The organism is Marinomonas polaris DSM 16579, from assembly GCF_900129155.1.
Taxonomy (GTDB): domain Bacteria; phylum Pseudomonadota; class Gammaproteobacteria; order Pseudomonadales; family Marinomonadaceae; genus Marinomonas; species Marinomonas polaris.
Genome location: NZ_FQVF01000004.1, coordinates 215977 through 242706, shown reverse-complemented (window position 1 = coordinate 242706; position 26730 = coordinate 215977). Strand labels below are relative to the sequence as shown.

The 26730-nt window shown below is 44.7% G+C and carries 24 protein-coding genes; 12 read left to right on the top strand and 12 right to left on the bottom strand.

Features of this window, described 5'->3' with window-relative positions:
• The first annotated feature begins 92 nt into the window (after nucleotides 1-92).
• A complete protein-coding gene (locus tag BUA59_RS04970) occupies nucleotides 93-1070 on the top strand; it encodes a type IV toxin-antitoxin system AbiEi family antitoxin (RefSeq protein WP_072838622.1) in 978 nt (325 codons plus the stop codon).
• Nucleotides 1054-1899, top strand: coding sequence for a hypothetical protein (locus BUA59_RS04965; RefSeq protein WP_072838621.1), 846 nt, complete (start codon nucleotides 1054-1056; stop codon nucleotides 1897-1899). Before BUA59_RS04970 ends, BUA59_RS04965 begins: the two co-directional genes overlap by 17 nt.
• A gap of 28 nt (nucleotides 1900-1927) precedes the next feature.
• Here BUA59_RS04965 and BUA59_RS04960 read toward each other — a convergent pair whose 3' ends face one another.
• The 3 genes from BUA59_RS04960 to BUA59_RS04950 form a co-directional block, all read right to left on the bottom strand.
• Nucleotides 1928-2653: a hypothetical protein gene (locus BUA59_RS04960; protein WP_072838620.1), complete on the bottom strand. Its 726-nt coding sequence runs from the start codon at nucleotides 2651-2653 to the stop codon at nucleotides 1928-1930.
• Nucleotides 2654-2762: 109 nt separating this feature from the next.
• Entirely contained in the window at nucleotides 2763-3356 is a 594-nt protein-coding gene (locus BUA59_RS04955) for a DNA-3-methyladenine glycosylase I (RefSeq protein ID WP_072838619.1), read from the bottom strand.
• The gene (locus BUA59_RS04950; protein WP_072838618.1) at nucleotides 3343-4272 is read right to left on the bottom strand and encodes a LysR family transcriptional regulator; all 930 of its coding nucleotides are present in this window, start codon (nucleotides 4270-4272) and stop codon (nucleotides 3343-3345) included. Before BUA59_RS04950 ends, BUA59_RS04955 begins: the two co-directional genes overlap by 14 nt.
• Before the next feature lie 200 nt (nucleotides 4273-4472).
• On the opposite strand from BUA59_RS04950, the gene BUA59_RS04945 reads away from it, so the two are divergent.
• The 5 genes from BUA59_RS04945 to BUA59_RS04925 all read left to right on the top strand — a co-directional run bounded on the left by BUA59_RS04945 (nucleotide 4473) and on the right by BUA59_RS04925 (nucleotide 10470).
• Nucleotides 4473-5504: an amino acid ABC transporter substrate-binding protein gene (locus BUA59_RS04945; RefSeq protein WP_072838617.1), complete on the top strand. Its 1032-nt coding sequence runs from the start codon at nucleotides 4473-4475 to the stop codon at nucleotides 5502-5504.
• Between the two features lie 112 nt (nucleotides 5505-5616).
• Nucleotides 5617-6849: an amino acid ABC transporter permease gene (locus BUA59_RS04940; protein ID WP_072838616.1), complete on the top strand. Its 1233-nt coding sequence runs from the start codon at nucleotides 5617-5619 to the stop codon at nucleotides 6847-6849.
• A complete protein-coding gene (locus tag BUA59_RS04935; protein WP_072838615.1) occupies nucleotides 6850-8208 on the top strand; it encodes an amino acid ABC transporter permease in 1359 nt (452 codons plus the stop codon).
• Nucleotides 8208-8978, top strand: a complete 771-nt coding sequence (locus BUA59_RS04930; RefSeq protein ID WP_072838614.1) for an amino acid ABC transporter ATP-binding protein — start codon at nucleotides 8208-8210, stop codon at nucleotides 8976-8978. Before BUA59_RS04935 ends, BUA59_RS04930 begins: the two co-directional genes overlap by 1 nt.
• A 181-nt stretch (nucleotides 8979-9159) precedes the next feature.
• Entirely contained in the window at nucleotides 9160-10470 is a 1311-nt protein-coding gene (locus BUA59_RS04925) for an NAD(P)/FAD-dependent oxidoreductase (protein ID WP_072838613.1), read from the top strand.
• Nucleotides 10471-10775: 305 nt separating this feature from the next.
• Here the strand turns inward: BUA59_RS04925 and BUA59_RS04920 are convergent, their stop codons facing one another.
• The 4 genes from BUA59_RS04920 to BUA59_RS04905 all read right to left on the bottom strand — a co-directional run bounded on the left by BUA59_RS04920 (nucleotide 10776) and on the right by BUA59_RS04905 (nucleotide 14515).
• Nucleotides 10776-11522, bottom strand: a complete 747-nt coding sequence (locus tag BUA59_RS04920) for a SapC family protein (RefSeq protein WP_072838612.1) — start codon at nucleotides 11520-11522, stop codon at nucleotides 10776-10778.
• A gap of 271 nt (nucleotides 11523-11793) precedes the next feature.
• Complete coding sequence (locus BUA59_RS04915; RefSeq protein ID WP_072838611.1) at nucleotides 11794-13302, bottom strand: FAD synthase family protein; 1509 nt, start codon at nucleotides 13300-13302, stop codon at nucleotides 11794-11796.
• Between the two features lie 92 nt (nucleotides 13303-13394).
• Nucleotides 13395-13847: a GNAT family N-acetyltransferase gene (locus BUA59_RS04910; protein WP_072838610.1), complete on the bottom strand. Its 453-nt coding sequence runs from the start codon at nucleotides 13845-13847 to the stop codon at nucleotides 13395-13397.
• A gap of 29 nt (nucleotides 13848-13876) precedes the next feature.
• A complete protein-coding gene (locus BUA59_RS04905) occupies nucleotides 13877-14515 on the bottom strand; it encodes a Vat family streptogramin A O-acetyltransferase (RefSeq protein ID WP_072838609.1) in 639 nt (212 codons plus the stop codon).
• 106 nt (nucleotides 14516-14621) lie between these two features.
• On the opposite strand from BUA59_RS04905, the gene BUA59_RS04900 reads away from it, so the two are divergent.
• The 5 genes from BUA59_RS04900 to BUA59_RS04880 all read left to right on the top strand — a co-directional run bounded on the left by BUA59_RS04900 (nucleotide 14622) and on the right by BUA59_RS04880 (nucleotide 20085).
• Nucleotides 14622-16292, top strand: a complete 1671-nt coding sequence (locus BUA59_RS04900) for a phosphotransferase (RefSeq protein ID WP_072838608.1) — start codon at nucleotides 14622-14624, stop codon at nucleotides 16290-16292.
• Nucleotides 16285-17220, top strand: coding sequence for a GAK system ATP-grasp enzyme (locus BUA59_RS04895; RefSeq protein ID WP_072838607.1), 936 nt, complete (start codon nucleotides 16285-16287; stop codon nucleotides 17218-17220). The genes BUA59_RS04900 and BUA59_RS04895 overlap by 8 nt, the downstream gene beginning before the upstream one ends.
• A complete protein-coding gene (locus tag BUA59_RS04890) occupies nucleotides 17217-18332 on the top strand; it encodes an HprK-related kinase B (RefSeq protein WP_072838606.1) in 1116 nt (371 codons plus the stop codon). Before BUA59_RS04895 ends, BUA59_RS04890 begins: the two co-directional genes overlap by 4 nt.
• Nucleotides 18333-18472: 140 nt before the next feature.
• A complete protein-coding gene (locus BUA59_RS04885; protein ID WP_072838605.1) occupies nucleotides 18473-19810 on the top strand; it encodes a metallophosphoesterase in 1338 nt (445 codons plus the stop codon).
• A gap of 5 nt (nucleotides 19811-19815) precedes the next feature.
• On the top strand, nucleotides 19816-20085 hold the full coding sequence (locus BUA59_RS04880) for an amphi-Trp domain-containing protein (RefSeq protein WP_011977997.1): 270 nt from the start codon (nucleotides 19816-19818) through the stop codon (nucleotides 20083-20085).
• 88 nt (nucleotides 20086-20173) lie between these two features.
• Here the strand turns inward: BUA59_RS04880 and BUA59_RS04875 are convergent, their stop codons facing one another.
• The 5 genes from BUA59_RS04875 to BUA59_RS04855 form a co-directional block, all read right to left on the bottom strand.
• A complete protein-coding gene (locus BUA59_RS04875; RefSeq protein WP_072838604.1) occupies nucleotides 20174-20983 on the bottom strand; it encodes an inositol monophosphatase family protein in 810 nt (269 codons plus the stop codon).
• Nucleotides 20984-21000: 17 nt separating this feature from the next.
• The gene (locus BUA59_RS04870; RefSeq protein ID WP_072838603.1) at nucleotides 21001-22074 is read right to left on the bottom strand and encodes an ABC transporter ATP-binding protein; all 1074 of its coding nucleotides are present in this window, start codon (nucleotides 22072-22074) and stop codon (nucleotides 21001-21003) included.
• On the bottom strand, nucleotides 22071-24305 hold the full coding sequence (locus BUA59_RS04865; protein ID WP_245813093.1) for an ABC transporter permease: 2235 nt from the start codon (nucleotides 24303-24305) through the stop codon (nucleotides 22071-22073). Before BUA59_RS04865 ends, BUA59_RS04870 begins: the two co-directional genes overlap by 4 nt.
• 84 nt (nucleotides 24306-24389) lie before the next feature.
• Entirely contained in the window at nucleotides 24390-25421 is a 1032-nt protein-coding gene (locus BUA59_RS04860) for an ABC transporter substrate-binding protein (protein WP_072838601.1), read from the bottom strand.
• 185 nt (nucleotides 25422-25606) lie between these two features.
• Nucleotides 25607-26632, bottom strand: a complete 1026-nt coding sequence (locus BUA59_RS04855; RefSeq protein WP_072838600.1) for a LacI family DNA-binding transcriptional regulator — start codon at nucleotides 26630-26632, stop codon at nucleotides 25607-25609.
• Nucleotides 26633-26730 lie beyond the last annotated feature (98 nt).

Below are 26730 nucleotides of genomic sequence, written 5' to 3'. Positions count from 1 at the left end.
TTGTATTATTTTATGTTCATGTCTATAGTCTGTTCATGAATCATGAACGGTTTTGGTTTGTGAACGATAGCTTAATTTAAGTGAAATCAACTATGACAAAACAATCTGCATTGGCTGTGAATGCGTTGGCGTTACTACCTGCCCACATTAAAGTTGGCTTTGTCCAAAATGAGTGTGTTAACGGTGAGTACTTTACCGATGGCGAATTGTGTTTAACCGTGAGTGGTGATGAATATCATTTCTATGTTGCAGTAAAAACTATTCATCGCAAGGAAAGCTTAAGCTCATTATTAGCTGATACAGCGCCTAATACATTGCTGATTTGTAATCGTCTGACGCCTTACTTAGCAGATATCTGTATAGAGAATGGGGTTAATTTTATTGATAGCGCAGGGAATGTGAGAATTAATAACGGCGCTCTGTATATTTGGATTGAATCTCAACAAACGATTCAATCGAAGAATGACTTCAACCTTGCAAGTAAAAGCAACAAGTTAGGTGAAGGTGCAGCAAAGTTGTTGTTTGCTCTTTTATCTAGTCCCGATGTGCTTAATTTGTCATACCGCGAGATTGCTGAATACGCCAATATTTCATTGGGCATGGTGAGCAAAGGTTTGGGAATTCTTCAAGCCGAGTCGTTGATTAGCCTTGGCGATACGAGACGAATGCTAGACACAGAGCGGATGCTAAGCCTTTGGATCGAATCCTATCGTTTATCGATTAGACCTAAGCTAGGCGGCATTCGTTTACAGTTAGAAAGGGAATGGCAAGATATTCCAATGGAAGAGGACGATTTTTGGGGCGGAGAAGCCGCAGCAGAAAAGTTAACCCAATACCTTCATCCTCAAGAGTTACAGCTGTTTACCCGCCAGCCGTTACAGCAAAAATTAGCTCAACTTAAATGCCGCCCGAATCCAGAAGGGCTTTTATGGTTAGTTCCAGCCTTTTGGGGCGACAAATTAGCATGGTCAGAAACAAGCCAAGCCTTATTGGCCGTGGCAGAATTAGAAGCGAGCAAGGACAGCCGCAATATAGAAGTCGCAAGGATGATACATGAGCAATATTTATAAACTACAGCACCCGTTAAACTCAGCATTTGAGCCAGTGCTTAACATCATTATCGATGTAACCACTCAGCTTGATATACCGTATTTTATTGCTGGAGCAACAGCGCGAGATTTACTACTTTTTCATGTGTTCGGCCGAGATCCAGGTCGAAAAACACATGATATAGATACAGCAATATTAGTATCAGGTTGGGACAGTTTTACCGATGTCAAAAGTGCTTTGTTAGATTCAGGGCTAAGCGAGACAAAATTGCCTCATCGATTGATGCATGAAAGCAGTGGTTTACCTATCGATATCATTCCGTTTGGTTCTATTGCTGACAAAACAGGTGAGATTCAATGGCCGCCAGAACACGTCGTCACCATGTCTGTAACCGGTTTTCAAGAAGCTTTTGATCATGCTGTATTGGTCGATATAGGCCAAGGTGTAAGTGTAAAAGTGACGTCTTTAGCGGGTTTGGTATTGTTGAAATTAATGGCATGGCAAGAGCGTCGATTAGAAACCAACAAAGACGTCACAGACTTTCTTACCATCCTTACAGAGTATCCCAATGTAGAATTCGACCGACTCTATGACGATTTTATACCCGCTGAAAAATTGAATTACGACATAGAGCGACAAGGTGCATTTTTATTGGGCCATGACCTAAATATGATTTTGTATCACCCGAATACCAATTCTAAAACGCTGAGTCAGCTGGTAGCGCTGCAAACATCTCAAAGCGAAATGTTTATTAATGATTTGCTTAAAATAGGCTGTGGGCTTGATCCTGATCAGATAGAGCAGAGGTTGGCTGACTTTTGGGAGGGATTGGATATATTTTTGGCTTAATTTAAAAGCCATGTAAGCAATAGCGTGTTTAAGCAAATCCACAATCTATCGCGTATTTTTTTCCTTTTGTTGTAAGGCTAAAGCGTGTACCGCCAGCAGAGCGTTGATCAGAAACTACATACTTTCTGCTTATTAGGTCTTCGATGTAATATTCAATTGTAATTGTGCCCCAAGAGAAGCTTTGGATCAGTGAGTCTTTAAAAATGCTGCCGTTATTTTCAGCTATTATTTTTAAGATCTCTATTTGCTCTGTGCTGAGCGCATCACTGCTACTAGGATGAGGGTTTTGACGAATCTCATCTATTTCAGACTGGACTTTTTCTCTAGTTTCTTCGTCCGTAATTTCTTCCGCTACCTTTTGGTCTCTTTTTGCTCTTTCGATTACTTCTAGCTCTGCTTCTTTTTTCTGTTCATTACGTACATTCTCTAATTTTTGTTGTTCAATTAGTCTTTTATGTTCGGCAGTGAGAGTTTGTAGATTTTTAAGATGAGCTGGTTTTGAACTAATCCAGATAAATGTGTATTGAATCCATGGGTAAATAATTGAATAAAGAGCGGCCAATAAGGCTGGATAAACTAACAAAGTTGTATAGCTCGAATGCAGATCAAAATAAGAAAAACGGGATGTGACGCTACTATCATCAAAAAATAGGAAGAAGAAAGGCTTCCAGTTAACCGCGAGCATGGATAAAACAAAATAGCCAAATACGGGGCTTTTGACTCTGGTTTCAATCGCTTCAAAAATATCCTTCATATTTTGATCTAGTCCTTATGCTGCGAAGTTTTGGCAGGAGGTTTACTATCTTTGATAAGTGCGAGAGATTCAAGTTAAGGCTAAAGATTTTTTGTTGTTAAAGTATATTTTAAAGCGGCCTCACAAACCCCTTCCTCGCTTGATCAATTTCCTCCCGCATAAAGCAGTGTTCTGCGTGGTCGTTGATGAGTCCCATGGATTGCATGAAGGCGTACATTGTCGTTGGGCCGACGAATTGCCAGCCACGTTTTTTGAGCTCTTTGGAAAGGGCGATAGATTCAGCGCAAGTGGTTTGGGTTTCTGGTGGAGGAAGGGTGTTTTCGTCGGGTTCGTAGCGCCAAATGAAAGCAGCTAACGAACCTTCTTTGTCGACCATTTCTAGGGCGCGTTTGGCGTTGTTAATCACCGCGAGGATTTTGCGTTTATTCCGCACTATGCCTTGGTTGTTAAGTAGTTCTGCTATTTCTTTCTCACCAAATAATGCCACTTTATGAAAATCAAATTGCTGGAAGGCGAGGCGAAAATTTTCTCTCTTAGTCAAAATAGTTCGCCAGCTCAAGCCTGATTGAAAGGTCTCTAAACAGAGTTTTTCAAACAAACGCTGGTCGTCATCAACCGGAAAGCCCCATTCGTTATCATGGTATTCAGGAAAGTCAGGTGCGGAACTGGCCCACGCGCAGCGCTTTTTATCATCGGGAAGCATGCTTTGTGTCCGGTGGAAGCTGAGTTTGTATCTCTAATTTACGTATCAATGCGTCGTAAAAATCTTTGGCGAGGCCTGATAACGGACTCAAGTTAGAGGTCAGTACTTCAAGGGGCTCAACAATGCAGGGATAGAAGGGTTTTAGCACGACGTTGGGCAATTGAAAGACTTTGTCAAAGTAGCGGAAGTTCAGTATGTCGACCAAGGTGGCGCCCATTCCCAAGTTAACAAAGGAAAGGCCATGAATGGTCGTATGGACTTCTAGGGTTCGATTCAATGGCAATCCCATTTCAGCATAAATGCGTTTTAATGCTTTTGTAGTAGCGTTTTCTGAATCCAGAGTAATCCAGCTAAGATCCAATAAATCATTAGGGTGAATAACGTCTAGCTGGGCAGCTGGGTGATCTTTTGGTACTGCACAATAACAAGGTAAGTCGAAGGCGACTGAGTCGTGCTTTGAGGAACTTTGGGCTTTATCAACCAAGCCGATTTGATATTGTCCTGATGCGATACCTTGTCGAATGGCCGAGCAGCCAGAGAGGTGTAAACTCACATCTACGCCAGGGTTTGCTTTCATATACTCGGCAATGAGTTCAGGTAAAAATTGATAGGACGGACCGAAAATGGTGGCGATGCGTAATCTGCCTGTTTTGCTGTTTTTTGCTCGTTTTATGCTGTCTTCTAGATGGTTTACGCCTTGCAAGATGCCATAGACCTCTTCGTGCAAGTAGAGCGCTTCATCTGTCGGAATGAGCTTGCCGTTGTTACGCACAAACAATTTATAGCCAATTTCATCTTCAAAATTCGCTAGCATTTTACTGGCCGCTGGTTGGCTGACATAGCTCCGCTCTGCGGCTCTAGTGATGCTGCCAGTAACAAACACTTCGTGAAATATACGCAATTTATTGATGTTCATCGGCATAACCTAAAGTTATTAGACTATTAAAAATATTCAGTGTGATTATAGAAAATCTTCACATAAGATCCTAACTGTTAGTTGTTTGATCTGCATCAAAAGATTTAATAAAACGATGGGATCGCGGACTCGATTCATAATAAAAATGAGTTCGAATAAAAAGAAACCATAAAATCAACAGCATATAAAAGGAACGAACAATGAAGAAATTTTCTCTAGCGTTAGCAGCAACTACAACGCTTCTAGCGGCGAATAGTTATGCAGCGGATACCACTTCTACCTTAGATGCGGTAAAAGAACGTGGCTATGTAAACTGTGTAATTGGTAACTCTTTTCCAGGTTTTTACAGCTTAAACAAGGCTGGCGAATGGCAGGGCATGGACATTGATATGTGTCGTGGCGTGGCTTCCGCGGTTTTTGGTGATGCCTCTAAAGTAAAATTTCTGCCGGTACAGTGGGCGCAAAGCTTCACTTCGATTAAGAGTGGTAAAGGTGACATTTTATCAAAAGGCATGACGTGGACGCTTTCCCGTGATTCAGCACAGGGCTTAGATTTCCTTGATACGTATTTTTATGACGGCCAAGGTTTCATGGTGCGTAAAGATTTGGGCGTGAAATCTGTAAAAGAGCTAAATGGTGCAACGGTTTGTGTATTGACCGGAACTTCTAGCGAATTGAACATCGCGGATTACAGCCGTGCGAATAATTTAGATATTAAAACCGTCGTATTTGACGACTCTTCCGTCCGTAACACTGCCTTTTTTAACAACAATTGTGACGCATTAACCAATGATAAATCGGGTTTAGCAGCGCAACGTTCTGCAGCACCGAATCCAAATGATTACGTTATTTTGCCTGAAACTATTTCCAAAGAAGCCTTATCGTTTGCAGTGAAACAAAACGACAGCGAATGGGCGAACGTTGTGAAATGGAGCTTTGCTGCCATGGTTGCAGCAGAAGAATTTGGTGTGAACTCACAAAACGTTGAGAAAATGCGCGCAGAAAGTCAAAGCCCAGTGATTCGCCGCTTACTTGGTGTTGAAGGCGATCTGAATACAGGTCTAGGACTTCCTCAGGATTGGGCATATCAAGTTATTAAAAATGTTGGTAACTACGGTGAAGTGTACGAACGTAACGTAGGAACTGATAGTGTTTTGGGTTTAGATCGTGAAGGTACATTGAATGAATTGTGGACTAAGGGCGGGTTGATGTACGCAAAATCATTCCGTTAATACACGATTATTGTGATCGAAACATCGTGTAAAGGTCTCTATATATGAATAGATAGGTCTCTTGGCCTATCTATTGCAATTTTAGTTTTCCTCCTTCGTTCGGTATATAGATATGATTCAGTCCTCTACGAGTAAACCACAGAAAAGTCCTACTAAGGGTACTGGTTTGCCTTCGTCTACGACACAAAAATGGATGTCTCTGCTTAATAATGATTCAAGTAGAGCGGTGATCCTACAAGCGATTGTCTTAGTGCTAGTGTTGTTCGGCTTGTGGTTTTTATTCGCCAATGCCAGTGAGAATTTAAACCGTTTAGGCATGACGTTTGGCTTTGATTTTCTGCAAGTGACGGCAGGATTTAATATTAGCTGGAGTCTGATTCCTTACGACCCGGGTATGAGTTACTGGCGTGTATTTTTAGTCGGTATTGTCAACACACTGATTTTGTCTTTTTGTGTGATTGTTGTCGGAACTCTTATTGGTACAGTGGTGGGGATTTTAAGACTATCCGACAACCCTTTGGTTTCTCAACTTGCGCGCTGGTACGTAGAAGTTGTGCGTAATGTGCCTTTATTAATCCAAATTATCTTTTGGTTTACTGTAGTGTTTTCGACCTTGCCTGCGCCTCGCCAAAGCTATCACCTTGGCGAATGGCTTTTCCTAAATAATCGTGGTCTTTATGTGATGACAATGGAAAGTACCTTGTCATGGGGATGGATTGTTGCCCTTGGAGTGGCCTTGATCACTGCGCTTTACGCCTTATTTCGTTGGTCTAAACCTTATTACACCTTGTCAGGTTCTCGTTCCACAGGATTCTATATCGGCTTAGTTGCGTGGGCGTTAGTTGCTTGCTGGGCGATTTGGAGCTTTTCTAATTCGACGAGCTTGTCTGTTCCAACACTACAAGGCTTTAACTTCAGCGGCGGTGCGTTTCTTCCTGCGTCATTCGGTGCGGCGTTTGTTGCCATGACGGTGTATCGATCTGCGGCTATCGCTGAAACGGTTCGAGCTGGTATGCAGTCTATCGACCGAGGACAACATGAAGCTGCGTTTACCATTGGTTTCTCACGCGTTCAGTCGTTGCGCTTGATTCTGATTCCTCAAGCGATTCGATCCATTATTCCGCCAATGACCAACTCTTGGTTGGCAGCGACAAAAGACTCGTCACTGGCGGTGGCGATTGGCTTCCCGGAATTGGTGTCTGTGTTCATGCAAACTTCCATGAACCAAACCGGACGCGCTATCGAGATCATCTTTATGGTTATGGGTTTCTATATCTTCATCAGTTTGCTGATCTCTTACTTGCTCAACAAGTACAACGACAGCGTGCAGTATAAGGTGCGATAAATGGACGATTTGAATGTGAAAAACCAACCTGTTTTAAAGCAATTTGTCCCGACGCCACCTCGTCCGCCACGTAAAAGTGAAAGAGGTATTTTCGGCACAATTCGTCATCGTTGTTTTAACAGTATTGGCAACAGCTTGCTGACCTTGTGTGTGGCGACTGTACTGTTTTATTTAGCGAAACATGTGTTGGATTGGGCGGTATTTAATGCGGTTTTTATCGCGGATAATCGTCGTCAATGTATGGATATCAGCCCAGACGGCGCCTGTTGGGCCGGTGTTATTAGCTGGTTTAATGGCTTAATTTACGGGCGCTTTCCGGTGGACGAGCAATGGCGCGTCAATATCGGCGTCTTGCTCGGATTGGTTTGGTTATTGCCGCTGATGTCGAAGCGTATTCCATTACGCAATTTTATATTGTTGTCTTGGATTGGCCTGTATCCTTTTGTGGGTGCTTATCTTTTCTTAGGCGGCCGTTTCGGCGAGGAATTGGGCTTGGTACATGGCGCGATGACCTGTCTTGCCTTGGCTTTCCTAATCATTATCTACGCTAACTGGATCTTGTCGGCGCTGGGGAAAAAAGGCTTAAACGAACTGTTTGTGCCGCTGGTGTCTCGCTTGGTTGAGCGTCGTATTCATCTGTTGAGCTTTGTTGCTGTTTGGCTGCTTGTTGCATTGGTGATCGCTCTTGGCCTTAGCCAAGTATCACTTGAGCCAGTGCCTATTGAGCGTTGGGGCGGTTTGTTCCTAACCTTCATTATTGCTGGTTTTGCCATTACCATGGCGATTCCTGTTGGTGTGATTTTAGCGCTAGGTCGACGTTCTAAATTGCCAGTGATTCATTGGTTGTCGATGACAGTGATCGAGCTAGTTCGTTCTGTACCCTTGATAACAGTCTTATTTATGGCGGTGACCTTGCTGCCCATCTTTTTGCCTGCGGATATGGAGTTTAACAAGCTCACACAAGTGTTGGTCGCGGTGTGTTTATTTGCTGGTGCTTATATGGCAGAAAACATTCGCGGTGGCTTGCAGGCGATTCCAAAAGGGCAGTACGAAGCGGCCGCTACGCTTGGTTTAGGGTATTTGCACACCATGGTGCTGGTCATTCTGCCACAGGCGCTAAGAATGATGATTCCAAACATCATGACCTCATTTATCAGTTTGCTGAAAGACACCACGCTGGTTTCCATCATTGGCTTGTTCGACATCATGTTGATGGCGCGCAACATTGCCAACGACAAAGACTGGGTGGGAATGCACACCGAGCCTTTGGTGATGATTTCTGTGCTCTTCTTTATCTTGTGTTACAGCATGTCCCAATACAGTTTGAATCTTGAAAAACGTTTAAAGGTGGATCGCTAATGACGACGTCATCAGGAAATTTAGCTCAAAAAGCCGTGACTGAAACGGCGATTAAAATCGACAACCTGAACAAGTGGTACGGAGATCATCACGTTCTTAAAGACGTTTCTCTAGACATTAGTGAAGGCGAAATCATGGTGGTTTGTGGGCCGTCGGGCTCAGGTAAATCGACCTTGATTCGTTCGTTGAACCATCTTGAAGAATACCAAGAAGGTGTGGTTTCCGTGTTTGGCCAGCCGCTTTCTCGGGATCGTCAAAGCCATAAGATCATTCACCAAACCATGGGCATGGTGTTTCAGAACTTTAACTTATTCCCTCACCTTACTGTTTTGCAGAACTGTACCTTGGGTTTGACTTGGCTGCGCAAGATGTCAGAACGTGACGCCGACAAAATGGCGATGCGTTTGTTGGATCGCGTCGGGATTGCCCATCTTGCGACACGTTATCCAGGGCAATTATCAGGCGGTCAACAGCAGCGCGTAGCGATTTCCCGATCCCTCGCCATGGAACCCAAAATCATGCTGTTCGATGAACCAACATCCGCACTCGATCCAGAGATGGTCAAAGAAGTATTGGACGTGATGATCGACCTCGCCAAAACCGGCATGACCATGGTGTGTGTTACTCATGAAATGCAGTTTGCTCGACAGGTTGCTGATCGCGTGGTGTTCATGGCCGATGGAGAAATCATCGAAGTTGGGCCGCCAGAGCAGGTGCTGGTTAATCCCCAGTGGGATAGGACGAGAGAGTTTTTACAACACGTTCTTTAAAAATTTTTACGATTGCTGTGCTCGTTAATACTTTGTTAAAAATAGACTCAAAATGCTCATTTATAATTATAAACTCTGCTTTCTCGTCTATTTTTGCCTCGTCTTAGCTTCGCTCGCGACATCGTAAGTTATTGATCACAGAAGAATACGAACTTACCCTTATTTATGGAATGAAATCGATATGTTGGCAAAAAATATATCGACGTATACCAACATGCCTTTTTGGCTGGCAGATACGTCTTTGGCGAGCAAAATACACACAAATGCACGCTTTGAAATCCCACAAAAAGTCGACGCTGTGATTGTTGGTGGCGGCTTTACTGGCATCTCTGCAGCCATTACATTGGCGCGAGCGGGACTCAAAGTGGTTCTACTGGAAGCTGGGCATTTAGGCGAAGGCGCGAGCTGTCGAAATGGTGGTTTGCTTGGGCCAAGCTTCAGCAAATTAGGCGTCGATGGACTCGAACGCCAGTATGGTCGTGACAATGTTCATGAGACGATTCGTGAAAGCTTAGTAGCCTTTAATTGGCTGGTGGATTTTATCAAGGAAGAGGGAATTGATTGTGATTTGTCCTTGTGTGGCCGCTTCCGTGGTGCCAGTCACCCTAGTCATTACGCGGGCTTGATCGAGCAAGCGGAAGAGCTTGCGAAAGTCGTGGATTTCCCCGCTATTGCCGTGAGCCGTCAGGATCAATTCGAAGAAGTAGGTTCTAACGCGTATCACGGTGGTGTGATTTATCCGACCGATGGTACCTTACAGCCCGCCAAGTTACATCGTGGACTTTGCCAAATTGCTCAGCAAGCAGGTGTGTTAATGCTAGAGCACACCAAGGTGCGCGATGTCAGTAAACAGGGTGCTAGCTACAAGGTTCAGTACGATGGTGGTGTTATCGATGCCGATCAAGTGATTATCGCCACAAATGGCTACACAGGTGGCGAGTTTGATAAATTCAAACGTCGCATCATTCCTATTCGTTCTGCGATGATTGCCACTGAAGAATTACCTGAATCTGTGATTCGTTCCGTGAGCCCGAAATTACGCGCTCATGGTGGCACCGAGCGTTTGGTTGCCTATTATCGACCTTCGCCTGATGGCAAACGCATCTTGTTTGGCGGACGAGCATTTGGTCGTGGCGATCAGCCACAGCTGTATTCGAAATACCTACAGGACTTTATGATTCGTACTTTTCCTCAGCTTGAAGAGGCAAAAATCGATTACGCTTGGTCGGGCTATGTTGCCTACACCTTTGACCATGTGCCACACATCGGCAAAATGGACGACATGCATTATGCCATGGGCTATTGTGGTTCTGGTGTCGGTCGTGCGAATTATTTTGGTCGCAAAATCGCGCAGCAAGTGCTTAACCAAGTGGAAGGAAAAACGTCTTTTGACCAGTTCCCGTTTAATACTCGTCCACTTTACACTGGCAAGCCCTGGTTCTTGCCAGCGATCATGAGATGGCATGACTTCGCCGACCGTCGGGGTTGGTAAAAGCATCAATTAGAAACGCCTGATTTCAACCCCTCAAAACCTCAGTTAACGACTGGGGTTTTATGATTTAAATCCTTGTCTTAGAAAAGGTGTCGACTTTTGCCACAAGAAGAGTGTGTTCATTTATTATTGTATTTCTAGCAAGCGGTATCAAATTGTTTGTCCAATCGAATACAGGCGTTTTTATAAGTGAAATACTGCAGAGGGCTTAGTCTGTATGTTGTTTTTTTAGTCTTCATAAACAGAAGCCGTCTAAAATAGTTATTTGAGACGGCTTCTAGGAGCTTTAAATAGGCGGTGTTAGCTTATTGCAGGCTACTTTCTGCTTGCTGAGGCGTTTCAACGGCACTGATACCTTGTTTAAGCAAGGCTAGACGCTCAATTTGAGAAAGAGAAGTAAGGTGGGAATAAAGCGGCGCTAAATAACCTTTTGCTTTAATTTCAAGGAATTTCTTATCAGAAAGGTTATTTAGACGCTCTTCATTGATCACGTAGCAACCGGTAACGTTTTTGATCTGATCGGCGGCTTTAACACGCATGTTTAGTGGCGTGAACAAGTTGTTCTCAGCCAAAAATTGGCAAAAGGCTATAGTAAACACTTCCATTTGTTGTAGTTCGCCTAAATAGCGTTTTACATTTTCAATAACTTCCGTTGGCTCCCCTTGATCATTGAACAGTAGTTGACCGTCTTCTGTGCCCACATACTTACTGTCTTCATCAATGCATACAGTAAAGCTGTCTTGATCGGGATTTTTAGCCAAAGCGAATGGGTAGCGACGAATGATCGCAGGAACGTAAGACGCTTGCCATTTGCCATCTTCACCAATGAACAGGTTTTCGCCTGCATCTAGGCTAAGTAAAGCAACAGGTTTAAATTCATCCTGAGACTTGTCTTCTAAAAAAACAATCGGATATACCGATGCCGCTTTAACAAACTCATGCACCATTACAGACGCGATATGAAATTTGCTGGCAAAATCGAAATTTTCAATGGCCTTTACTTTTAAGTTAGCGTGCTGTTCTTTATTTATTGGTGTCAATTTAGTGAACATCGCATTAAGTCCTTTAGTATTCTTTTTAAAATTAGCAAGAGGAATTAGCATTAGTGTATTTTTATTAGGTTAATCTAACTTTATTGGGAAAGCGATAGAATAGACAATTTGTCTAAAGGCATATGCAATCATGTTCGGTAGTTTTGCCATTTTTTCACAACGAAACAATATGATGGAGTCCTATTTAGCGGTATTCAACTGGGCTATTTCTTTGCGATTCGTCTTATCTGATTGATTCAACATAAACTCAGCTTTCACAGTAAGATATTACTTATTTGGCGTGTGTCTCGTTAAGCGTTTTTAGGATGTAATTTTTTAAATCTGTTGTGGAGATGTTTGCCGTACGAGGAGCATATAAAACAGCAATGTGGTCTTTTTCTAAGCGCAGACTCAGCGCATTCCAACGTTCGCTGCCTTGCCACTCTTCGCCACAAACAACTGTGTTAACGTTGAGCGATTTTATCCATTGAGCGGCGGCTTCGGTTTGAGACATGGGCGCGCTAACCAGATGGACTTCATCAACAACTGATAGCGCGCTGAGTATTGCCATGCGGTCTTGTTCAGACATGACCGGAACATAGCCCTTACTTTGCTTGCCAAACGCATCAGGAGCGACACCAACTACCAGTGTATCGCCCTGTTGTTTGGCATGATTAAGATAATTGAGATGTCCCTGATGGAACAAATCGAAGTAACCTAATGCAAGTACTCGTGATGGCTGGGTTAGCTTGGTTGCCTGAGTCAGGCGCTCTGCGATGTCTGTCAGCATCGGATCGTCTGTTTGATGTCGTCGCAAGGTAGCCAGTATGCCAAGGGCTTTCTGTGTGTTGCCTTTACTCCATTCACCGTAAAGTCTTGAGTAGCCATAGCATAACGCGAGCCAAGAAAAGTGCCGTAAGTTAGCCGCTGATACGATAGTGTCAAAGTAGGGGTCTGGGACTCGCCAGTTTTCACCATACAATATTGCTAGAAATGCATCGGGTGCGCTTAGGTGCCATATTTCGCCTGCGGGAGAGTGTTTGCTGCTGAGTTTTATGGGAGGAAAGTAAGTAATGCGATTCCAATCAAAAGGAACTTGATCCATCCAAAGCCCTGAAATGGTTTCACCTGAGAGCGTTTCTGTTCCATAGCCACAAATATCCATGATGATGCCAGAGGAACGATGTTTGAAACAGCGGGGATTGATTAAACCATAAGAATGAGACACTTCCTGCCAGCCCAATGTCGTTAATACCTCGATGGCGTTGGACATTTGTAACCAGTCGATACCAATATCAATATCTTTATCGTTTTCTAACAATTGTCCTGTGCGTTCAAGGCCGAGTAAGGTACCCGCGGTGGCAAAGGCGTGAATCCCCTGCTGCTTTAGTTCTGCGAGTGTTGACCATAGTAATTCCTCGGCTTTGATACGATCAAACCCTACGAATGTTTTGACTTGCTTAGGAAGCACGGAAGTAGCAGCAGATGATTGAAAACAACGCGCCCCAAGAGCCTGATAAAACGCCTGTGATGCTTGGGGTAGTAAGCGGTTTTGTTGATAACACAGGCCTAATGTGTGATAGGCCTCGTGCATGAAGGGCTTTTTACGCAATAACGTTTCGAGTCTCTGGATCCATGCACTTCCGGTACCGTCCAACACAGCCAGCTGGGCTAGGTAAATCTGTGGAATCACAAACTCGGGAGCGTGCTCATAAACACGTTGAAAAAGTGTTTTGGCGTCTTGATATTGCTCAGCTCGAAAATGCTGCAGGGCAAGTTTTATCGTGTCGTCAATCTTCATGTTTTTCCTATGAGAGGTGATGTCTTATCTGTTTTTAGAGCCAGTGTCTTGCTTTCAAAAAGGCATTGCTTGGAAGGGATCATGTAAAGATCTTAAGGCAATATTTTTAATAAGCAAACTACACGTTCTATTTCGTTAAAACCAAGTTGTTTGTGAAGGTTGACGCTTTTTTTGTTGGAGATCGGGGCGTCGCTGCCAAGTTCCTGAAAGCCTTGTTGTTTGGCCCATTCCTCAGCGGCGTGAATCAAGGCTTTGCCAATGCCTTGTCCTTGGCAATCTGGTGAAACAAACCACGCTTCGATGTAGGGCGTGGTTTGCTGGCTACTGCCGGGGACATTGTCGCGAAGATTCAGCTCGATAAAACCTATCATGTGTTGGTTGTCATCGAGTGCAACCAACACCTCTTGTACATTTGGATAGCTTCCAAGAAAGAAGGCATTAACTTCCGCTTGGCTGATGTCTTTGATTTCTGGCAGAAACTCGATTCTTAGGGCTGACCAAGCTGCGGCGTCTGTTGCTTGTATGGTGCGGATCTCGATTGTCATGTGATTAACCTTTTTAGTGGCAGCCTTGATTAGTCGTCTTTGGCGGCTTGTAACCGATTCAAATCAGCACTGGCGATGGCGTCTAAGTGTTGGGTGATTTTCTCGGCGCTCCAATCCCACCAAGCAATGTCTTGTAATGCTTGAATGGTTTGCTCGTCAAAACGGTATTTGATGATCTTGGCTGGATTGCCACCGACCACGCTGTAAGCTGGCACGTCTGATGTTACGACGGATTTGCTGGCGATGATGGCGCCGTTACCTATTTTCACGCCTGGCATGATGGTGGCGTCGTAGCCAATCCATACATCGCTACCTATATTCGTATCGCCTTTGTAGGGTAAATCTCCTGCCTTTGGCGCCGCTTTTTCCCAACCATTACCAAAGATGTAAAACGGATAGGTTGAGAACCCCGCATTAGCATGGTTCGCCCCATTCATAATGAATGTGACGTCTTTTGCGATGGCGCAAAATTTGCCGATAATGAGCTTATCGCCAATAAAATCAAAGTGATAAAGCACATTGTCTTCAAAACGTTCTGGCCCTTCAGGGTCGTCGTAATAGGTGTAGTCGCCAACGATGATATTGTCGCGGGTAATAAAGTTTTTAAGATAACCTACTTGTGGGAAGCCCTTCATCGGCTCTTTGTTATCTGGATTGGGTCCTTTCATATTGTCTCCTTGTTAAGTATTTCGATGGCAGATTGTCACATAACTGTCATTTATATGCTTTTTACTGTGTGTATAGTCAAAGGGAAAGTAATAAGGGAAAAACGTTATGGCTTCAACCCCAGTAGTGTCTTCGTTACAAGAGCATGTGTCTTTTCTCTTGCATGAGGTCGAAACACACTGTCATCTCGTTGAGCTTTTTTTTACATCAGGTTCTGTTGAGTTATTGTCGAGCATTCGCGGGCGTCGCGGTTATGTTCAAGCGCTGCGTGAAAAAGCCGACATTGAAACGGCACGTTTATTAGAGCGTCGCAAAGCCAATACTACCTTTCATGCTCAAGTAAGTGGCATGCATGCTCTGGTTATCGCGCTTGAGATGCTGACCAAGCATTGCTTCGATTGTATCCGAGAAGGTACGTTGTATGAGCCTTATAAACATCCAACAGGGCAAGAATGCCGCAAGCTGGTGAAACGTATCAGGCGTGCCTTACGTCTTGTGAAAGTTGGCGTGAGCGACAATCGTCGTCGTACTGGTATTAAATTAGGTCGACGCACTCACAAGTTGCTCGCCAGTTATAACGAGCTGCAAGCGCTCACTTTGCAAGCAAAGTTCGATTTGAGCGATGACCAGCTGCGTGCGGCGATTTTGAGCAATGTCAGTCTGAAACGCTTGATAGAGCAATTAGGCGTTGTGGCGGAAGCCTTGATTAAAGCGGATCTTGGCCAAGTCGCCACGTTGCAAAATTATCCTCATTTATTAGACAGTGCGACGAACCTGAATTACGACCTACGAGACTTAAGAGTACGACGTTTGGCGTTAACTCGATCTGGCAGTGCTATTGCTGCGATTACTCACAAAGATGAGTCTGGCAATGATGTGCTTGCAGTTTATAAAGAAGGTGATCGTTCCAAAATTGAAGAAGAAGTGGCTGGCGTGAATCAATGGCGCGATATTGACCCTCGGCTCGCCCCAAGCGTTCTTTGTCAGACAGGCACATCTCAAATCAATGGGAAGAGCGATGATAGCAATGAACAATCGTCTTTATTGATCGAACATATTCCGGGAAAAACCTTGGAAGCTCTGTTGCTTGCTGGCGATCAAGTCGGCACAAAAGCCGCGTTGAAAGCCTTATTTAAAACCCTGAACCAAACGTGGAAAGTTAGCCTGACGCCTGAGTCTTGTACGGCGAATTTCATGGGACAACTGCAAAAGCGTATTGGGGACAGTCGCAAGGTTCACCCTGAGTTTTTTAAAGATGAAGAACGCATTTGTGGCTACACCAGTCTAAGCTTTGATGAGTTAGTTCGTCGCGTCGAGACACAAGAAGCTCAATGGCGAGCACCGTTTTCCGTGCTGACTCATGGGGATTTTAACGTCGATAATCTGATTTACGATGACGCAGAAAAGCGTGTCTATTTTATCGATCTGCATCGCGCGTCTTACTTTGATTATGTGCAGGACTTGTCGGTGTTAATGGTCTCGATTTACCGCTTGCAGGTGCTAAGTGGCGAGACGCGAACACAAATGATGGAAAGTGCCAAAGAGGTGTATCGCTTTGGTCGACGCTTTGCTTCTCGTCAACAAGATGTCACCTTTGAAGTGCGCTTAGCTGCAGGTCTTGCTCGCTCGTTTGCCACTTCCACACGCTTTATTTTGGATAAAAAACTGGCTTCTCGAATGCATTTACGCGCTCGATATTTGCTGGAGCGTTTAGCCAAATTATCACAAGAACAAGCCCAAACATTTACTTTACCACTTAAGGAGCTTTACGTTGAATAAGTTGAAAATCGGGGTGGTTGGTATCCCTGGAAAATGGTCCACAGAAGTATTGGCGGATCGTCTTGAAGAACGTACTGGCTTTCGTGCCGTGATTGATATGAGCCAAGTGGAATTGCGTTTAGACACCAATCAGCTGATGTTCCAAGACTTAGATTTGATGACGCTGGATGGTTTGATCATCAAGAAGATCAGCGAAGTGTATTCGCCAGCGACGGAAGATCGCATTCATCTGCTGTCTTATGCCGAGCGCGCAGGCGTCAAACTGTTTAGCCCAACGGCAAGCGTCGGTAACTTGGTGAATCGTTTGAGCGGCACCTTGGCTCTGCAGAGGGGCAATATTCCCATGCCGAAAACACGCATCACCGAAAGCCCAGAGCAAGCGTTTGCCACGGTGCGTGAGTTTGGTTCAGCAATTCTAAAACCGCTGTATTCCACCAAAGCTCGCGGCATGGTCATGTTAACCAAAGACGACAGTGACGAATTTGTCCATAACGCTTTGGAAGAGTATCGTCAGAGTCAGTCCATTTATTATATTCAGCAAACCGTGAAATTGGATGGTCGAGATTTGGGTATGGTATTTGTTGGCGGTGAATACCTGTGTACTTACGCGCGTGTTGGCAATAAAGACTCTTGGAACACCACGATTAATAGTGGTGGAAAGTATGAAATGTTTGAGCCTGATGCCACGCTGATTGAATTAGGTCGTCGAGCACAATCTTGCTACGACCTGAGTTTTACCACGGTGGATATTGCCTTGATGGATCAAGGTCCTGTTGTATTTGAAGTATCGGCCTTTGGCGGTTTTAAAGGCGCGTTAGAAGGCTGTGATATAGATGCAGCCAGTGTTTACGCGGACTATATTTTAAAGGAATGTGTTTCACAAGAAGGTGTTTCACAAGAATGCACTCTAAAGGAGACTACATCATGATTAAAACCTTATTAAATTTGCCTCATGTGGATGAAGCATTAAGTCATTGTAGCGAAACAATTCGCCTTCACTTTGCCGATTTGTCGGTTATCGTGCATTCGAATGAAGCTATGTTGTTGGCTGGCATTGCAGATTATTACCGCAGTTATTTGAAGGCAGAGGCGCACACGACAACATCCTTGAATGTGTATGTGATGGAGCAAAGTGCTGTAGGTGATGAATTGGAGTGGTTAGAAGTCCCACGCGAAGCAGGCAAGCAAGGACGAAAAGAAGGTTTCCTTGATGTTGCTGGTGGACGTTGGATTAAGAAATTCAAAACTGGCATGACGTTTTTACAACGGCCTGATCATACTGTTGCTGTTGGTCCTTGTGCGTCTAACTTGGCACAAATCGTCAACTTTATTAACAACCAGTTTTTGAATCATTATTTACGCCAAGGCTTTACCTTGGGTCATGCCTCAGCGTTTTGTGTAAACGGCGAAGTAACGGCTATTGCCGCTGGGTCTGGCGGTGGCAAATCTACCCTGATGCTACGTTGTCTTGAAAATCCCGAACGTGACTTTCTCACTAACGACCGACTGTTACTAAAAAATACAGGGCCAAAAAAAACAGAATTGAAAAAAACCGAGCAAGGTACGCAAACTATCGGCTTGGCAAAACTGCCGCGAGTAAACCCTGGTACCTTGCTGCATGCCGAGCGATTACGTCACATCTTGCCAGAAGATCGTCAACAAGCGTTACGTCAAATGCCGCAAAGTGAACTATGGTCATTAGAGGAGAAATACGATGTACAGATCGAAGATGAATACGGCCCAAACCGTGTTCGTTTAGCCGGAAATCTGTCGCGTCTTATTATGTTGGACTGGTCATTAGACAGCGCTGAACCGACGCAATTAGAGCCGGTTGATTTGTCTTCTCAGCCTGAAGCGATCGAAGGACTACGTAAACGTCCTGGGCCTTTTTATCAAGATAAATCTGGTGCTTTTGCAGATCTCAACGCCATTGATTCCGTAGAGCATTATTGCAGTGAGTTAGCGAATGTGAAGGTTTATCGACTCACTGGCAGGATTGATTTTGATCGAGCTTATGAGCTTATAGACACTTTAAAATAAAGAAATCGAGGAGCTTTATGACAGCTTTCATCTTACTGTCATAAAGCTTTGTCACAGTAAAAGGCTTAGTCTATTTTCGGGCAGCCTGTTTTGTTTGAATTTTCTGACGAAAACCATCAACCAAAAGGTAATCATTTCTTATGCCGAATCCTATTTTGAGCCCTATTCCAGCCATAACGGATCGCCCCCATCACTCCGATATCATTGCGCGTTTACCGAGTGAATGGACGGCTTGGCCTCGAGATGAAAGCTCGGTAAACAGTCACGTTTTAGAGCCGAATGAAACTCCGTCTTTGTTCAAAAAGAGTAAGCTGCGCTGGCCAAAGCGTTCTGTGGTGTTTATTTCTGACCCTCATGCCGATGCGGTGGCTTTTGAGGATTCCTTGATTGCTGCTGGCGTAGCTGAACGCAAGAAAAAATCGGGCTTGGGACATCTTTCCCTGACGAAAAAAGGCAAACAGTCGGAAATTATTGTCGGTGGTGATTGTTTGGATAAAGGGCCGAGCAATCTCAAATTACTGCGCAGTGTTAAACAGCTTTATAAACTTAAAGCACGCATAACCTTGTTGGCTGGCAACCACGACTTGCGCTTGTTGATGGGATTGTTAGCATTGGCGCGCAAGAAGGACGTGGGCAACCAACACTTTTTCGTACGCATGGGTAAAAAAGTCGTGCCGCTGTTTAATGAAGTCTTCGATGAATATTTAGCGGATACCCATTGGGATAAGAAAATTCCCGATGAAGAAACGTGTCGAGATCTACTTTTCCCCGGCGACGATTGGTTTAAAGAGTTTCCGTTTCATGCTGCAGGCTTTTTGACTGTGGAAGGTATCGATCGCGAAGTGCGCAAAATGGAATCTAAGAATCACAGTTTCGAGAAGCATTGCTTGTCAGCAGGATTGAGCTTGCGACAAGTGTATGCGACGTCGTTGAAATGCCAGCAGTTGTTTTTGCATAAAAAAGGCGAATTTAATTGGTTTTTCCGCAGAATGGAGTTGGTCGCCAAGCGTGGTTCCTTCTTGTTTTTGCATGCTGGTTTGGACGACAGTATGGGGCAAATGTTGCTGAAAAGCGGCACTAAGTACGCGAACAAAGCCTTCCACCGCAATTTAAAACGTCGCGATTTATTCAGCTTTTACTACAGTTCGATTGCCAATACGTTTCGGACAAAATACCGCGATGCCGATCTTCCGTTAACTGAGCGCGGCGTAAATGCGATTCACAAAGCCGGTATTCACGTTGTTGTACAAGGTCACATCAACCGTCAGCAAGGCCAGCGTATTACCATCAAAAAAGGCTTGGTGCATGTGGAAGCGGATATCACCTTGGACTGCCATTCTCGTACCGCGGAAGGTTTAAAGGGCCACGGTATCGGTGCAACCTTGATCGGCAAGGACACTGGCATTGTCGGACTAAGTTGCGATTATCCAACCGTAAAAGTAATGACTGCTACTGAATTACAAGGAATCTACGGATAAACATTATGAAATCGAAAACAGAATTCAAATATGAAGCCTTATTGGATGCCGACGATATTCAAGACGTACTAAAAGCGCTGTCGAAAGGCTTGTCTAAAGGCAAACTGGAATTTAGTGAAGAAAAAGAAGGTTCCTTAACTCTCGATCCAAAGGGGCTAATGCGTCTAAAAGTCAGTGCCTCAGAAGACGAAGACAGTCAGCAGTTTGAAGTCAAAGTGCGTTGGGAAAAACGCCCCAAGCGTCTTAATAAAACTGTTCCTAATATTTTGTCTTGATGTTTTTGCTGCTGATGAAAATGATAAAAAAAGCCGCCTTCCTTAATTTAAACAGTCAGGCGGCGAAGTTGGGAGATAGTCGTTTAGATCAGTTAACACCTGTCATATTGTGAAGAGAGCCTTTAATCCCTTTTGCCGATACTAAGATAGGATTGCCTTTAAGCAGACCTTCACCTGATAAAAAGTTATTGGTTGAGCCACCAGCTTCATCCACCATGATCAGGCCTGCTAAACAATCCCATGAGTTGATGTGAGGTTCGTAGTAGCCAATCAAACGACCAGCCGCCACGTAAGCCAACATGAGCGCACCAGAACCGTTGCGAATAAACATGCCACCTTGGTTTAACAGCTTATCGATGAAGTTCACACATAGCGATGCTGGAACTCGGTGAGACGTACCTAAGCCCATCACGCCTTCTTGTACTGAATTCACTGTTAATGTTGCGACGCTTTTGTCGTTTACAAAACAGCCCTTTCCAGCCACGGCGCTAAATAGTTCGTTACTGTTTGGGTCAAAGATCAGGCCACAGGCAATTTTATCGTTCACCATGAGCGCAACGGAAATACACCAAGAATGCATGCCATTGAGAAAACACGCGGTGCCGTCTATCGGGTCAATGACCCATAAATACTGGTTGTCGCCTTTGGTAATACCTTGCTCTTCACCAAGAAAGCCATCTTGCGGGAAGTGCTCTTGTAAGCCTTCAATAATGGTGACTTCCACATTGCGGTCAGCAATGCTGACCACGTCTTGTGGTTCCATTTTGGTTTCGACGATTAACTTTTCTCGATTTCGAAAATATTCCAACGCTTGAGCTCCAGCGATTTTGATTACTTTTTCTGCTTGATTAAATCGGTCGAGAACCGCTTGATCTATTAGGTTATGAGCTAAAAACATGAGGTGTACTCTCCACTCTAAGCCGTCTTAACTAATGCAAGACCGCGATTTGAAAACGCAATAGACACATCGGAACCGACGGGAATTGCTTGCTCAACACGATAGTCGACGACGAATAAGCTACCCACTTCGGAATCAACATCGTATTGCATTTGGTTGCCTAAGTAGGTAGCTCGTCTAACGGTGCCTGTAAGCCCAGTGGACTGCTGGTCTCGTAAGGATAAACGCACTGAACTTGGGTGCACCGCTAGCTGCACGCGGCCTTTGTCAAAGCCTCGTTGCGGTAAAGAACAGCGCAACGTGCCAACGGCAACGTCTGCGGTCTTTCCGTCTGTCGCGATGATGTCTGCTTCGATGAGATTGGCGTCACCAATAAAGTCTGCAATAAAGCTTGAGGCGGGCGCTTCGTAGAGTTCACGCGGACTGCCTTCTTGAGCAATTACCGAGCGATTCATCACGATAATACGATCTGATACAGCAAGTGCTTCTTCTTGATCGTGAGTAACATAAACAGCGGTTAAACCGATTTTTTGCTGAAGTTCGCGAATTTCTTCCCGAACATGGCGACGTAATTTTGCGTCTAGGTTTGATAGAGGCTCGTCAAGTAGCAGTACTTCAGGCTCTAGAACAAGTGCCCGAGCCACGGCAACACGTTGTTGCTGTCCGCCTGATAGCTCGCTGGGATAACGTTGCCCGTAGTCTGCTAAGCCAACCAGCTCCAATCCTTCTTCGCTCTTTTCCTTGGCTTCGATTTTATTAACGCCGCTGGCGTTTAAGCCGTAAGCAACGTTTTCGGCCACTGTCATGTGCGGAAACAAAGCATAAGATTGAAACACCATGCTGACGTCTCGGTCAGTGGCAGGTAGATGCGTAACGTCTTTATTGCCAATCATGATGCGGCCTGAGGTTGGGTGCTCTAACCCAGCCAACATGCGCAAAGTGGTGGTTTTCCCACAGCCGCTTGGCCCTAATAATGTGACAAGGTTGCCTGGCTCTATGGTGAAAGACACGTTATCAATGGCAGTGACATTGCCAAAGGTTTTAATGACGTTTTCGAAGCTCACTGAGCCTGGTTGATAATGAAGACTCATGCTTGTTTCTCCTTTAGAGAGGGACGGGAAAGAGAAGACGACTTGGTAGAATGAGAGATAGATGTCGTGCGTCTTAGACGGCGTTCTCCAACAAATAAATTAATAGCGATAATGGCTGTCAACATGACAAGAATGAGCACGCTACAGTACGCGATGGCAATACCAAATTCGCCGTTTTCAACCAAGCCAATGATGTAAGACGTCGCCATATTATGATCGGCGCTGACAAGAAAGATAACCGCGCTGACCGAGGTAATGGCGCGCACAAAGCTGTATACCAAAGCTGCGATGATGGCAGGGCGTAGCAGAGGAAGTATCACGCGTCGGAAGGTCATTAAGCTGTTTGCACCTAAGGTGAGCGAGGCTTCGTCTAAGCTCTTGTCTAATTGACTCATGGCGGCAATACCGCCACGTACGCCAACGGGCATATTACGGAAAACAAAACAGATAATCAGGATTACGCCTGTGCCAGTAAGCTCTAGCGGCGGCACGTTAAAGGCAAGAATATAGCTGATACCAATAACAGTACCCGGAATTGCAAAGCTCAACATGGTGCCGAACTCGAAAGCATTTTTCCATTTGAACTGCTGGCGTACTAACAAGTAAGCAGTCAACAAACCAACGATGGCCGTGAAAGGTGCTGCAATGGCTGAAATGCTTAGCGTCGTCCATAAGGAATCCCATGCTGCGCCTTGCCAGATCACACCAAACTCGCCCCATCCGACAGAAAAAGCGTCTTGATAATGCTGCAAGGTAAAGCTGTTATCGTAGCCCCAGTTTTGTACAAAACCACCGAACATGATCATGCCGTAAATGACGATGGTTAATGCTGCCCAAGGCAGGGCCGTCATGTAGCAAGCTAACTTCATTCCGTGGTTTAAGCCCATGTAAGCACCGGAATCTGCTTTACCCGTTACTGTGGTATAGGACTTTTTGCCGATCCAATGACGTTGAAGGAAGAACGCGCTTAAGGTGAAAATCAACAATAGAATGGCGAGGACAGCCGCATAACCTTGATCGTTTTGAGCACCGACAATGGCGAAAAATATCTCGGTGGAAAGCACGTCAAAGTCACCACCCAGTACCATTGGGTTACCAAAGTCGGCCAAACTTTCAATGAAGGCCAGTAAAAATGCATTGGCTAAACCGGGACGCATTAATGGCAGTGAAACATTGATAAAGGTGCGCCAGCGATCAGCGCGTAAGGTTTGCGATGCTTCTTCCATAGAAGGGCTAACGCCTTCCACCACGCCAATCAATACCAAAAAGGAAATCGGTGTAAAGGATAATACTTGAGCAAGTAATACGCCTGGCATGCCATACAGCCATCGACCTGGTTCAATATTAAAAGCATCGGCGAAGAATTGTGTCACTACGCCAGAACGTCCGAATAATAGAATCAGCGCTAAGCCAATTACAAAGGGTGGCGTGATAATAGGTAGAACAGTGAGCAGGCGTAAGGATCTTTTCCAGCGAAATCCTGTGCGGGTGACGACCAGCGCAAAAGACAAGCCTAGCAAGGTTGTTAATGTTGCTGTCAGAATTGCCAGCGTTAGGGAATTCCATGCAGTGCCGCAAGCGTAGCCGCCGCTGAGGCACGACAACGACCAAATATTATCGCTAAAGAACTTACCGAAAAACGCCGTTGGAGCAAACATGCCGTCGTTGTTCATGAAGGCGCTAATTAATACTTGGCTGACAGGGAAAAAGACAAATAAGCCAACCAACGCGACGATCAAACCAATGCTTCCGGTGACAAAGACATCACCTTTCAAAAAGCCTGTAGCAGCAAGTCCAGTGGTTAAAAGTATCAGGAAGGACAAACCACACAGCATGGCGCCGTAGCCAAAACCATATTGTTGGTATTCTAGCTCGCCAAATAAGGACTCCAGTCCTGCAAATTGCCAACCACTGACGCCAATGGTGAAACCTTGGCCCATCATATAGATAAGGCCAAAAGCACCAGAATAGATTAGATAGCGGCTGTATCTAGGGTCGCTTTTCGTTAATGAAATTAGGCGCAAAGGCGCAATTAAAGGCAAGGCTAATGGCAGCAACCAAAGCTTATCATCAAGTATGCCTTGCAGAATTGCTGGGGCGTAGTAGAGGTCAGTAGGGTAACCGTCGGTTAACCAGACAAATGACCAAAAGCCATCTTCGAGCAGATACCACGGCATCAGTAAAAAACCGATCCAGCCGAGTAACAGCCACGGAATAAAAGAGTGTTTCACGATCGATACTCCAAACAGTAACTTGAGTCTCTACTGGGACTAAGGCCCAGCAGATCTCAGGAAAACCAAGGTTTGTCTGAATGATTAACGTGGTAGAGATTTGATCTCATTATCCCAACGTTGCAGCAAATGTTGGCGCGTGTCCGCAGCCCCGTATTTGGCAAAGTCGTAATCGATCAGTTTTAGCGTATCGAAGTCTGGCGCGCCCGGTGGCGTTGTCGCTGACTTATTGGATGGTACTTGGTAAGCATTGGCTTTTTCAGCCATGGTTTGAATATCTGGGCGTAAGGCAAACTCTGCCCAGATTTTCGCTTCTTTCAGATGACGAGCACCTTTGACGATACTCATTGAGCCCACTTCATAGCCTGTGCCTTCACAAGGCGCGACGGCTTTAACTGGGTAGCCTTTTTTCACTTGTTTTACTATGTCGTGAATAAAAGTAATGCCGATAGCTGTTTCACCATTGGAAGCGGCTTTAATCGGTGCCGAACCAGATTTTGTATATTGATTGATGTTTTTATGTAGTTGAGCAAGGAAATCGAAAGCTTGGTCTTCCCCCATCATTTGTACAAATGTCGCTAAAGCTGTGTACGAAGTTCCAGATGAGTTCGGGTTGGCAATTTGTACTTCCCCTTTATAAATCGGCTTGGCTAGATCTTTCCAGCATTGTGGTGCGGGCAGTCCTTTGGATTTTAGAATGTCTTCATTGTAGCCAAAACCTAGTGCACCAGCGTAAACCCCGACAGTGCGGTAGCCCGATACTTTCGCTTGATTTTGTGCCCAATCTCGTAGATTGGGAAGGGCTTTTGGTTTGTAAACCTGAGTGAGTTTTTCCGCTGCGGCTTGTAGATGAGGGTCGCCAGTACCGCCCCACCAAATATCAATTTTTGGATTTTGAGCTTCAGCACGCAGCTGTGCGTAAGCTTCACCAGAACTCTTACGAATAAGAGAGACATCAATACCTGTTTCTGCTTCAAAGCTTGTTTCCATCAAGCTACACCAATCGGTATCTGTGGAGCAAAGAACATTTAGCTTACCTTTGGCCATAGCGGGTGCGGCGCAAAATGTCGCCGCTGTCGCGAAAGCAAGGCTAAGGATATATGGAGAGTTTTTCATTTTTATATTGCCTCCTGATGTTTTAAATAGTTGTGCATACGTATGAACAACAAAATAAGCATACTAGGCAAATCTTGATAACGAAAGGTAAATTTCAAAAATAATTTAATGTGAAATAAAAATTCTATTGAGGTCAATAGGTAACGTATTTCGGTCGGTATAAATAGTATGTTTTGGTTTCTACGTTAGTCCGTTATGGGCTTGGCTAAAGTAGAGCGATAGATTAGTTCCGCAGGAATAGCTTGCTTACTGGGTGCTGAAGTAGGGTATTTCAATCGGTTTAATAAAGTTTGCACCGCCGCTTTTGCTATCTCGGTTGAAGGTTGTTTCACAGTGGTTAAGTCATAGGCTTTAAATCGGGCTAAGGCAATGTCATCACAGCCAATGACACCGATAGACTGCATTTCTTTGGCGGTTATGAGTTGTTTGGCTGCATCTAGAAAGCCACACGCAATATGATCCATGCAGAAAAATACGCCATCTGGTTTATGTTGTGAAGTTAAGATTTTATCTGCAATTTGATAGCCGCTATCGTAGCTGCCGGTTTCACACAGCACTTCTGTGGCTTGAATTTCGTCGTTATTTATATGGGATGCTAAATAATTTAAAAAGCCTTTGGCACGCATTACGCTGCTGAAGCTTGGCTTTTTTGCTCGGACTACGACAAGGTTGGTTTTGCCTGATTTCATAAACGCTTCTGCGGCTATGGCGCCGGCACCTTCATTATCTAAATTAACTATGTCTGCTTCATCGGAGTGCTCTGTCCGGTTTACCAATACCACGGGAATACCGTGTCTTATAAAGGCTTTTCCGATGTTTTCACTGGGTGTTCCTGAGGTAATAATCACACCACTTAGCTGATATTGAATCAGTCCATGTAATTCCTCGTCTATGGTTTGTTGATTGGACACATCCATAACCATGGGGCGAAGTCCGCAGTTTTGCACTTCAACGATCAGTTTATGAAGAAACTCAGAGCGAAAAGGGTCTTCCAAGCCAGCTGTGACAAGACCAACGAGATCGCTACGCTTCTTTATCATGGTTTGCGCAGCTTTGTTGATTTGATAACCAAGCTTCTCAGCGGCGGCAAAAACACGCTGACGAGTCGCCTCCGAAATTCTACTATCAGGATCGAAACTACGCGATACAGTAGATTGGGATACACCCGCCAAAATGGCGACATCAGCAGAAGTGGCATTGCGTTTAGTCATGTGTTTTCTTGAATCCATTTCGTAAAAGAAAGCTTGAGCTGTTTTGCGGCGATTTGTTATGCCTTTGATACAAACGCTAAATCGCACACTTATTTATC

What these genes read in the sequence shown, in the direction of transcription:
- BUA59_RS04945 (WP_072838617.1), top strand. Translation starts at nt 4,473, where the DNA reads ATGAAGAAATTTTCTCTAGCGTTAGCAGCAACTACAACGCTTCTAGCG.
- BUA59_RS04930 (WP_072838614.1), top strand. Translation starts at nt 8,208, where the DNA reads ATGACGACGTCATCAGGAAATTTAGCTCAAAAAGCCGTGACTGAAACG.
- BUA59_RS04890 (WP_072838606.1), top strand. Translation starts at nt 17,217, where the DNA reads ATGATTAAAACCTTATTAAATTTGCCTCATGTGGATGAAGCATTAAGT.
- BUA59_RS04965 (WP_072838621.1), top strand. Translation starts at nt 1,054, where the DNA reads ATGAGCAATATTTATAAACTACAGCACCCGTTAAACTCAGCATTTGAG.
- BUA59_RS04875 (WP_072838604.1), bottom strand. Translation starts at nt 20,983, where the DNA reads ATGTTTTTAGCTCATAACCTAATAGATCAAGCGGTTCTCGACCGATTT.
- BUA59_RS04855 (WP_072838600.1), bottom strand. Translation starts at nt 26,632, where the DNA reads ATGACTAAACGCAATGCCACTTCTGCTGATGTCGCCATTTTGGCGGGT.
- BUA59_RS04950 (WP_072838618.1), bottom strand. Translation starts at nt 4,272, where the DNA reads ATGAACATCAATAAATTGCGTATATTTCACGAAGTGTTTGTTACTGGC.
- BUA59_RS04915 (WP_072838611.1), bottom strand. Translation starts at nt 13,302, where the DNA reads ATGAAGATTGACGACACGATAAAACTTGCCCTGCAGCATTTTCGAGCT.
- BUA59_RS04870 (WP_072838603.1), bottom strand. Translation starts at nt 22,074, where the DNA reads ATGAGTCTTCATTATCAACCAGGCTCAGTGAGCTTCGAAAACGTCATT.
- BUA59_RS04960 (WP_072838620.1), bottom strand. Translation starts at nt 2,653, where the DNA reads ATGAAGGATATTTTTGAAGCGATTGAAACCAGAGTCAAAAGCCCCGTA.
- BUA59_RS04920 (WP_072838612.1), bottom strand. Translation starts at nt 11,522, where the DNA reads ATGTTCACTAAATTGACACCAATAAATAAAGAACAGCACGCTAACTTA.
- BUA59_RS04860 (WP_072838601.1), bottom strand. Translation starts at nt 25,421, where the DNA reads ATGAAAAACTCTCCATATATCCTTAGCCTTGCTTTCGCGACAGCGGCG.
- BUA59_RS04905 (WP_072838609.1), bottom strand. Translation starts at nt 14,515, where the DNA reads ATGAAAGGACCCAATCCAGATAACAAAGAGCCGATGAAGGGCTTCCCA.
- BUA59_RS04885 (WP_072838605.1), top strand. Translation starts at nt 18,473, where the DNA reads ATGCCGAATCCTATTTTGAGCCCTATTCCAGCCATAACGGATCGCCCC.
- BUA59_RS04925 (WP_072838613.1), top strand. Translation starts at nt 9,160, where the DNA reads ATGTTGGCAAAAAATATATCGACGTATACCAACATGCCTTTTTGGCTG.
- BUA59_RS04910 (WP_072838610.1), bottom strand. Translation starts at nt 13,847, where the DNA reads ATGACAATCGAGATCCGCACCATACAAGCAACAGACGCCGCAGCTTGG.
- BUA59_RS04900 (WP_072838608.1), top strand. Translation starts at nt 14,622, where the DNA reads ATGGCTTCAACCCCAGTAGTGTCTTCGTTACAAGAGCATGTGTCTTTT.
- BUA59_RS04935 (WP_072838615.1), top strand. Translation starts at nt 6,850, where the DNA reads ATGGACGATTTGAATGTGAAAAACCAACCTGTTTTAAAGCAATTTGTC.
- BUA59_RS04970 (WP_072838622.1), top strand. Translation starts at nt 93, where the DNA reads ATGACAAAACAATCTGCATTGGCTGTGAATGCGTTGGCGTTACTACCT.
- BUA59_RS04880 (WP_011977997.1), top strand. Translation starts at nt 19,816, where the DNA reads ATGAAATCGAAAACAGAATTCAAATATGAAGCCTTATTGGATGCCGAC.
- BUA59_RS04955 (WP_072838619.1), bottom strand. Translation starts at nt 3,356, where the DNA reads ATGCTTCCCGATGATAAAAAGCGCTGCGCGTGGGCCAGTTCCGCACCT.
- BUA59_RS04940 (WP_072838616.1), top strand. Translation starts at nt 5,617, where the DNA reads ATGATTCAGTCCTCTACGAGTAAACCACAGAAAAGTCCTACTAAGGGT.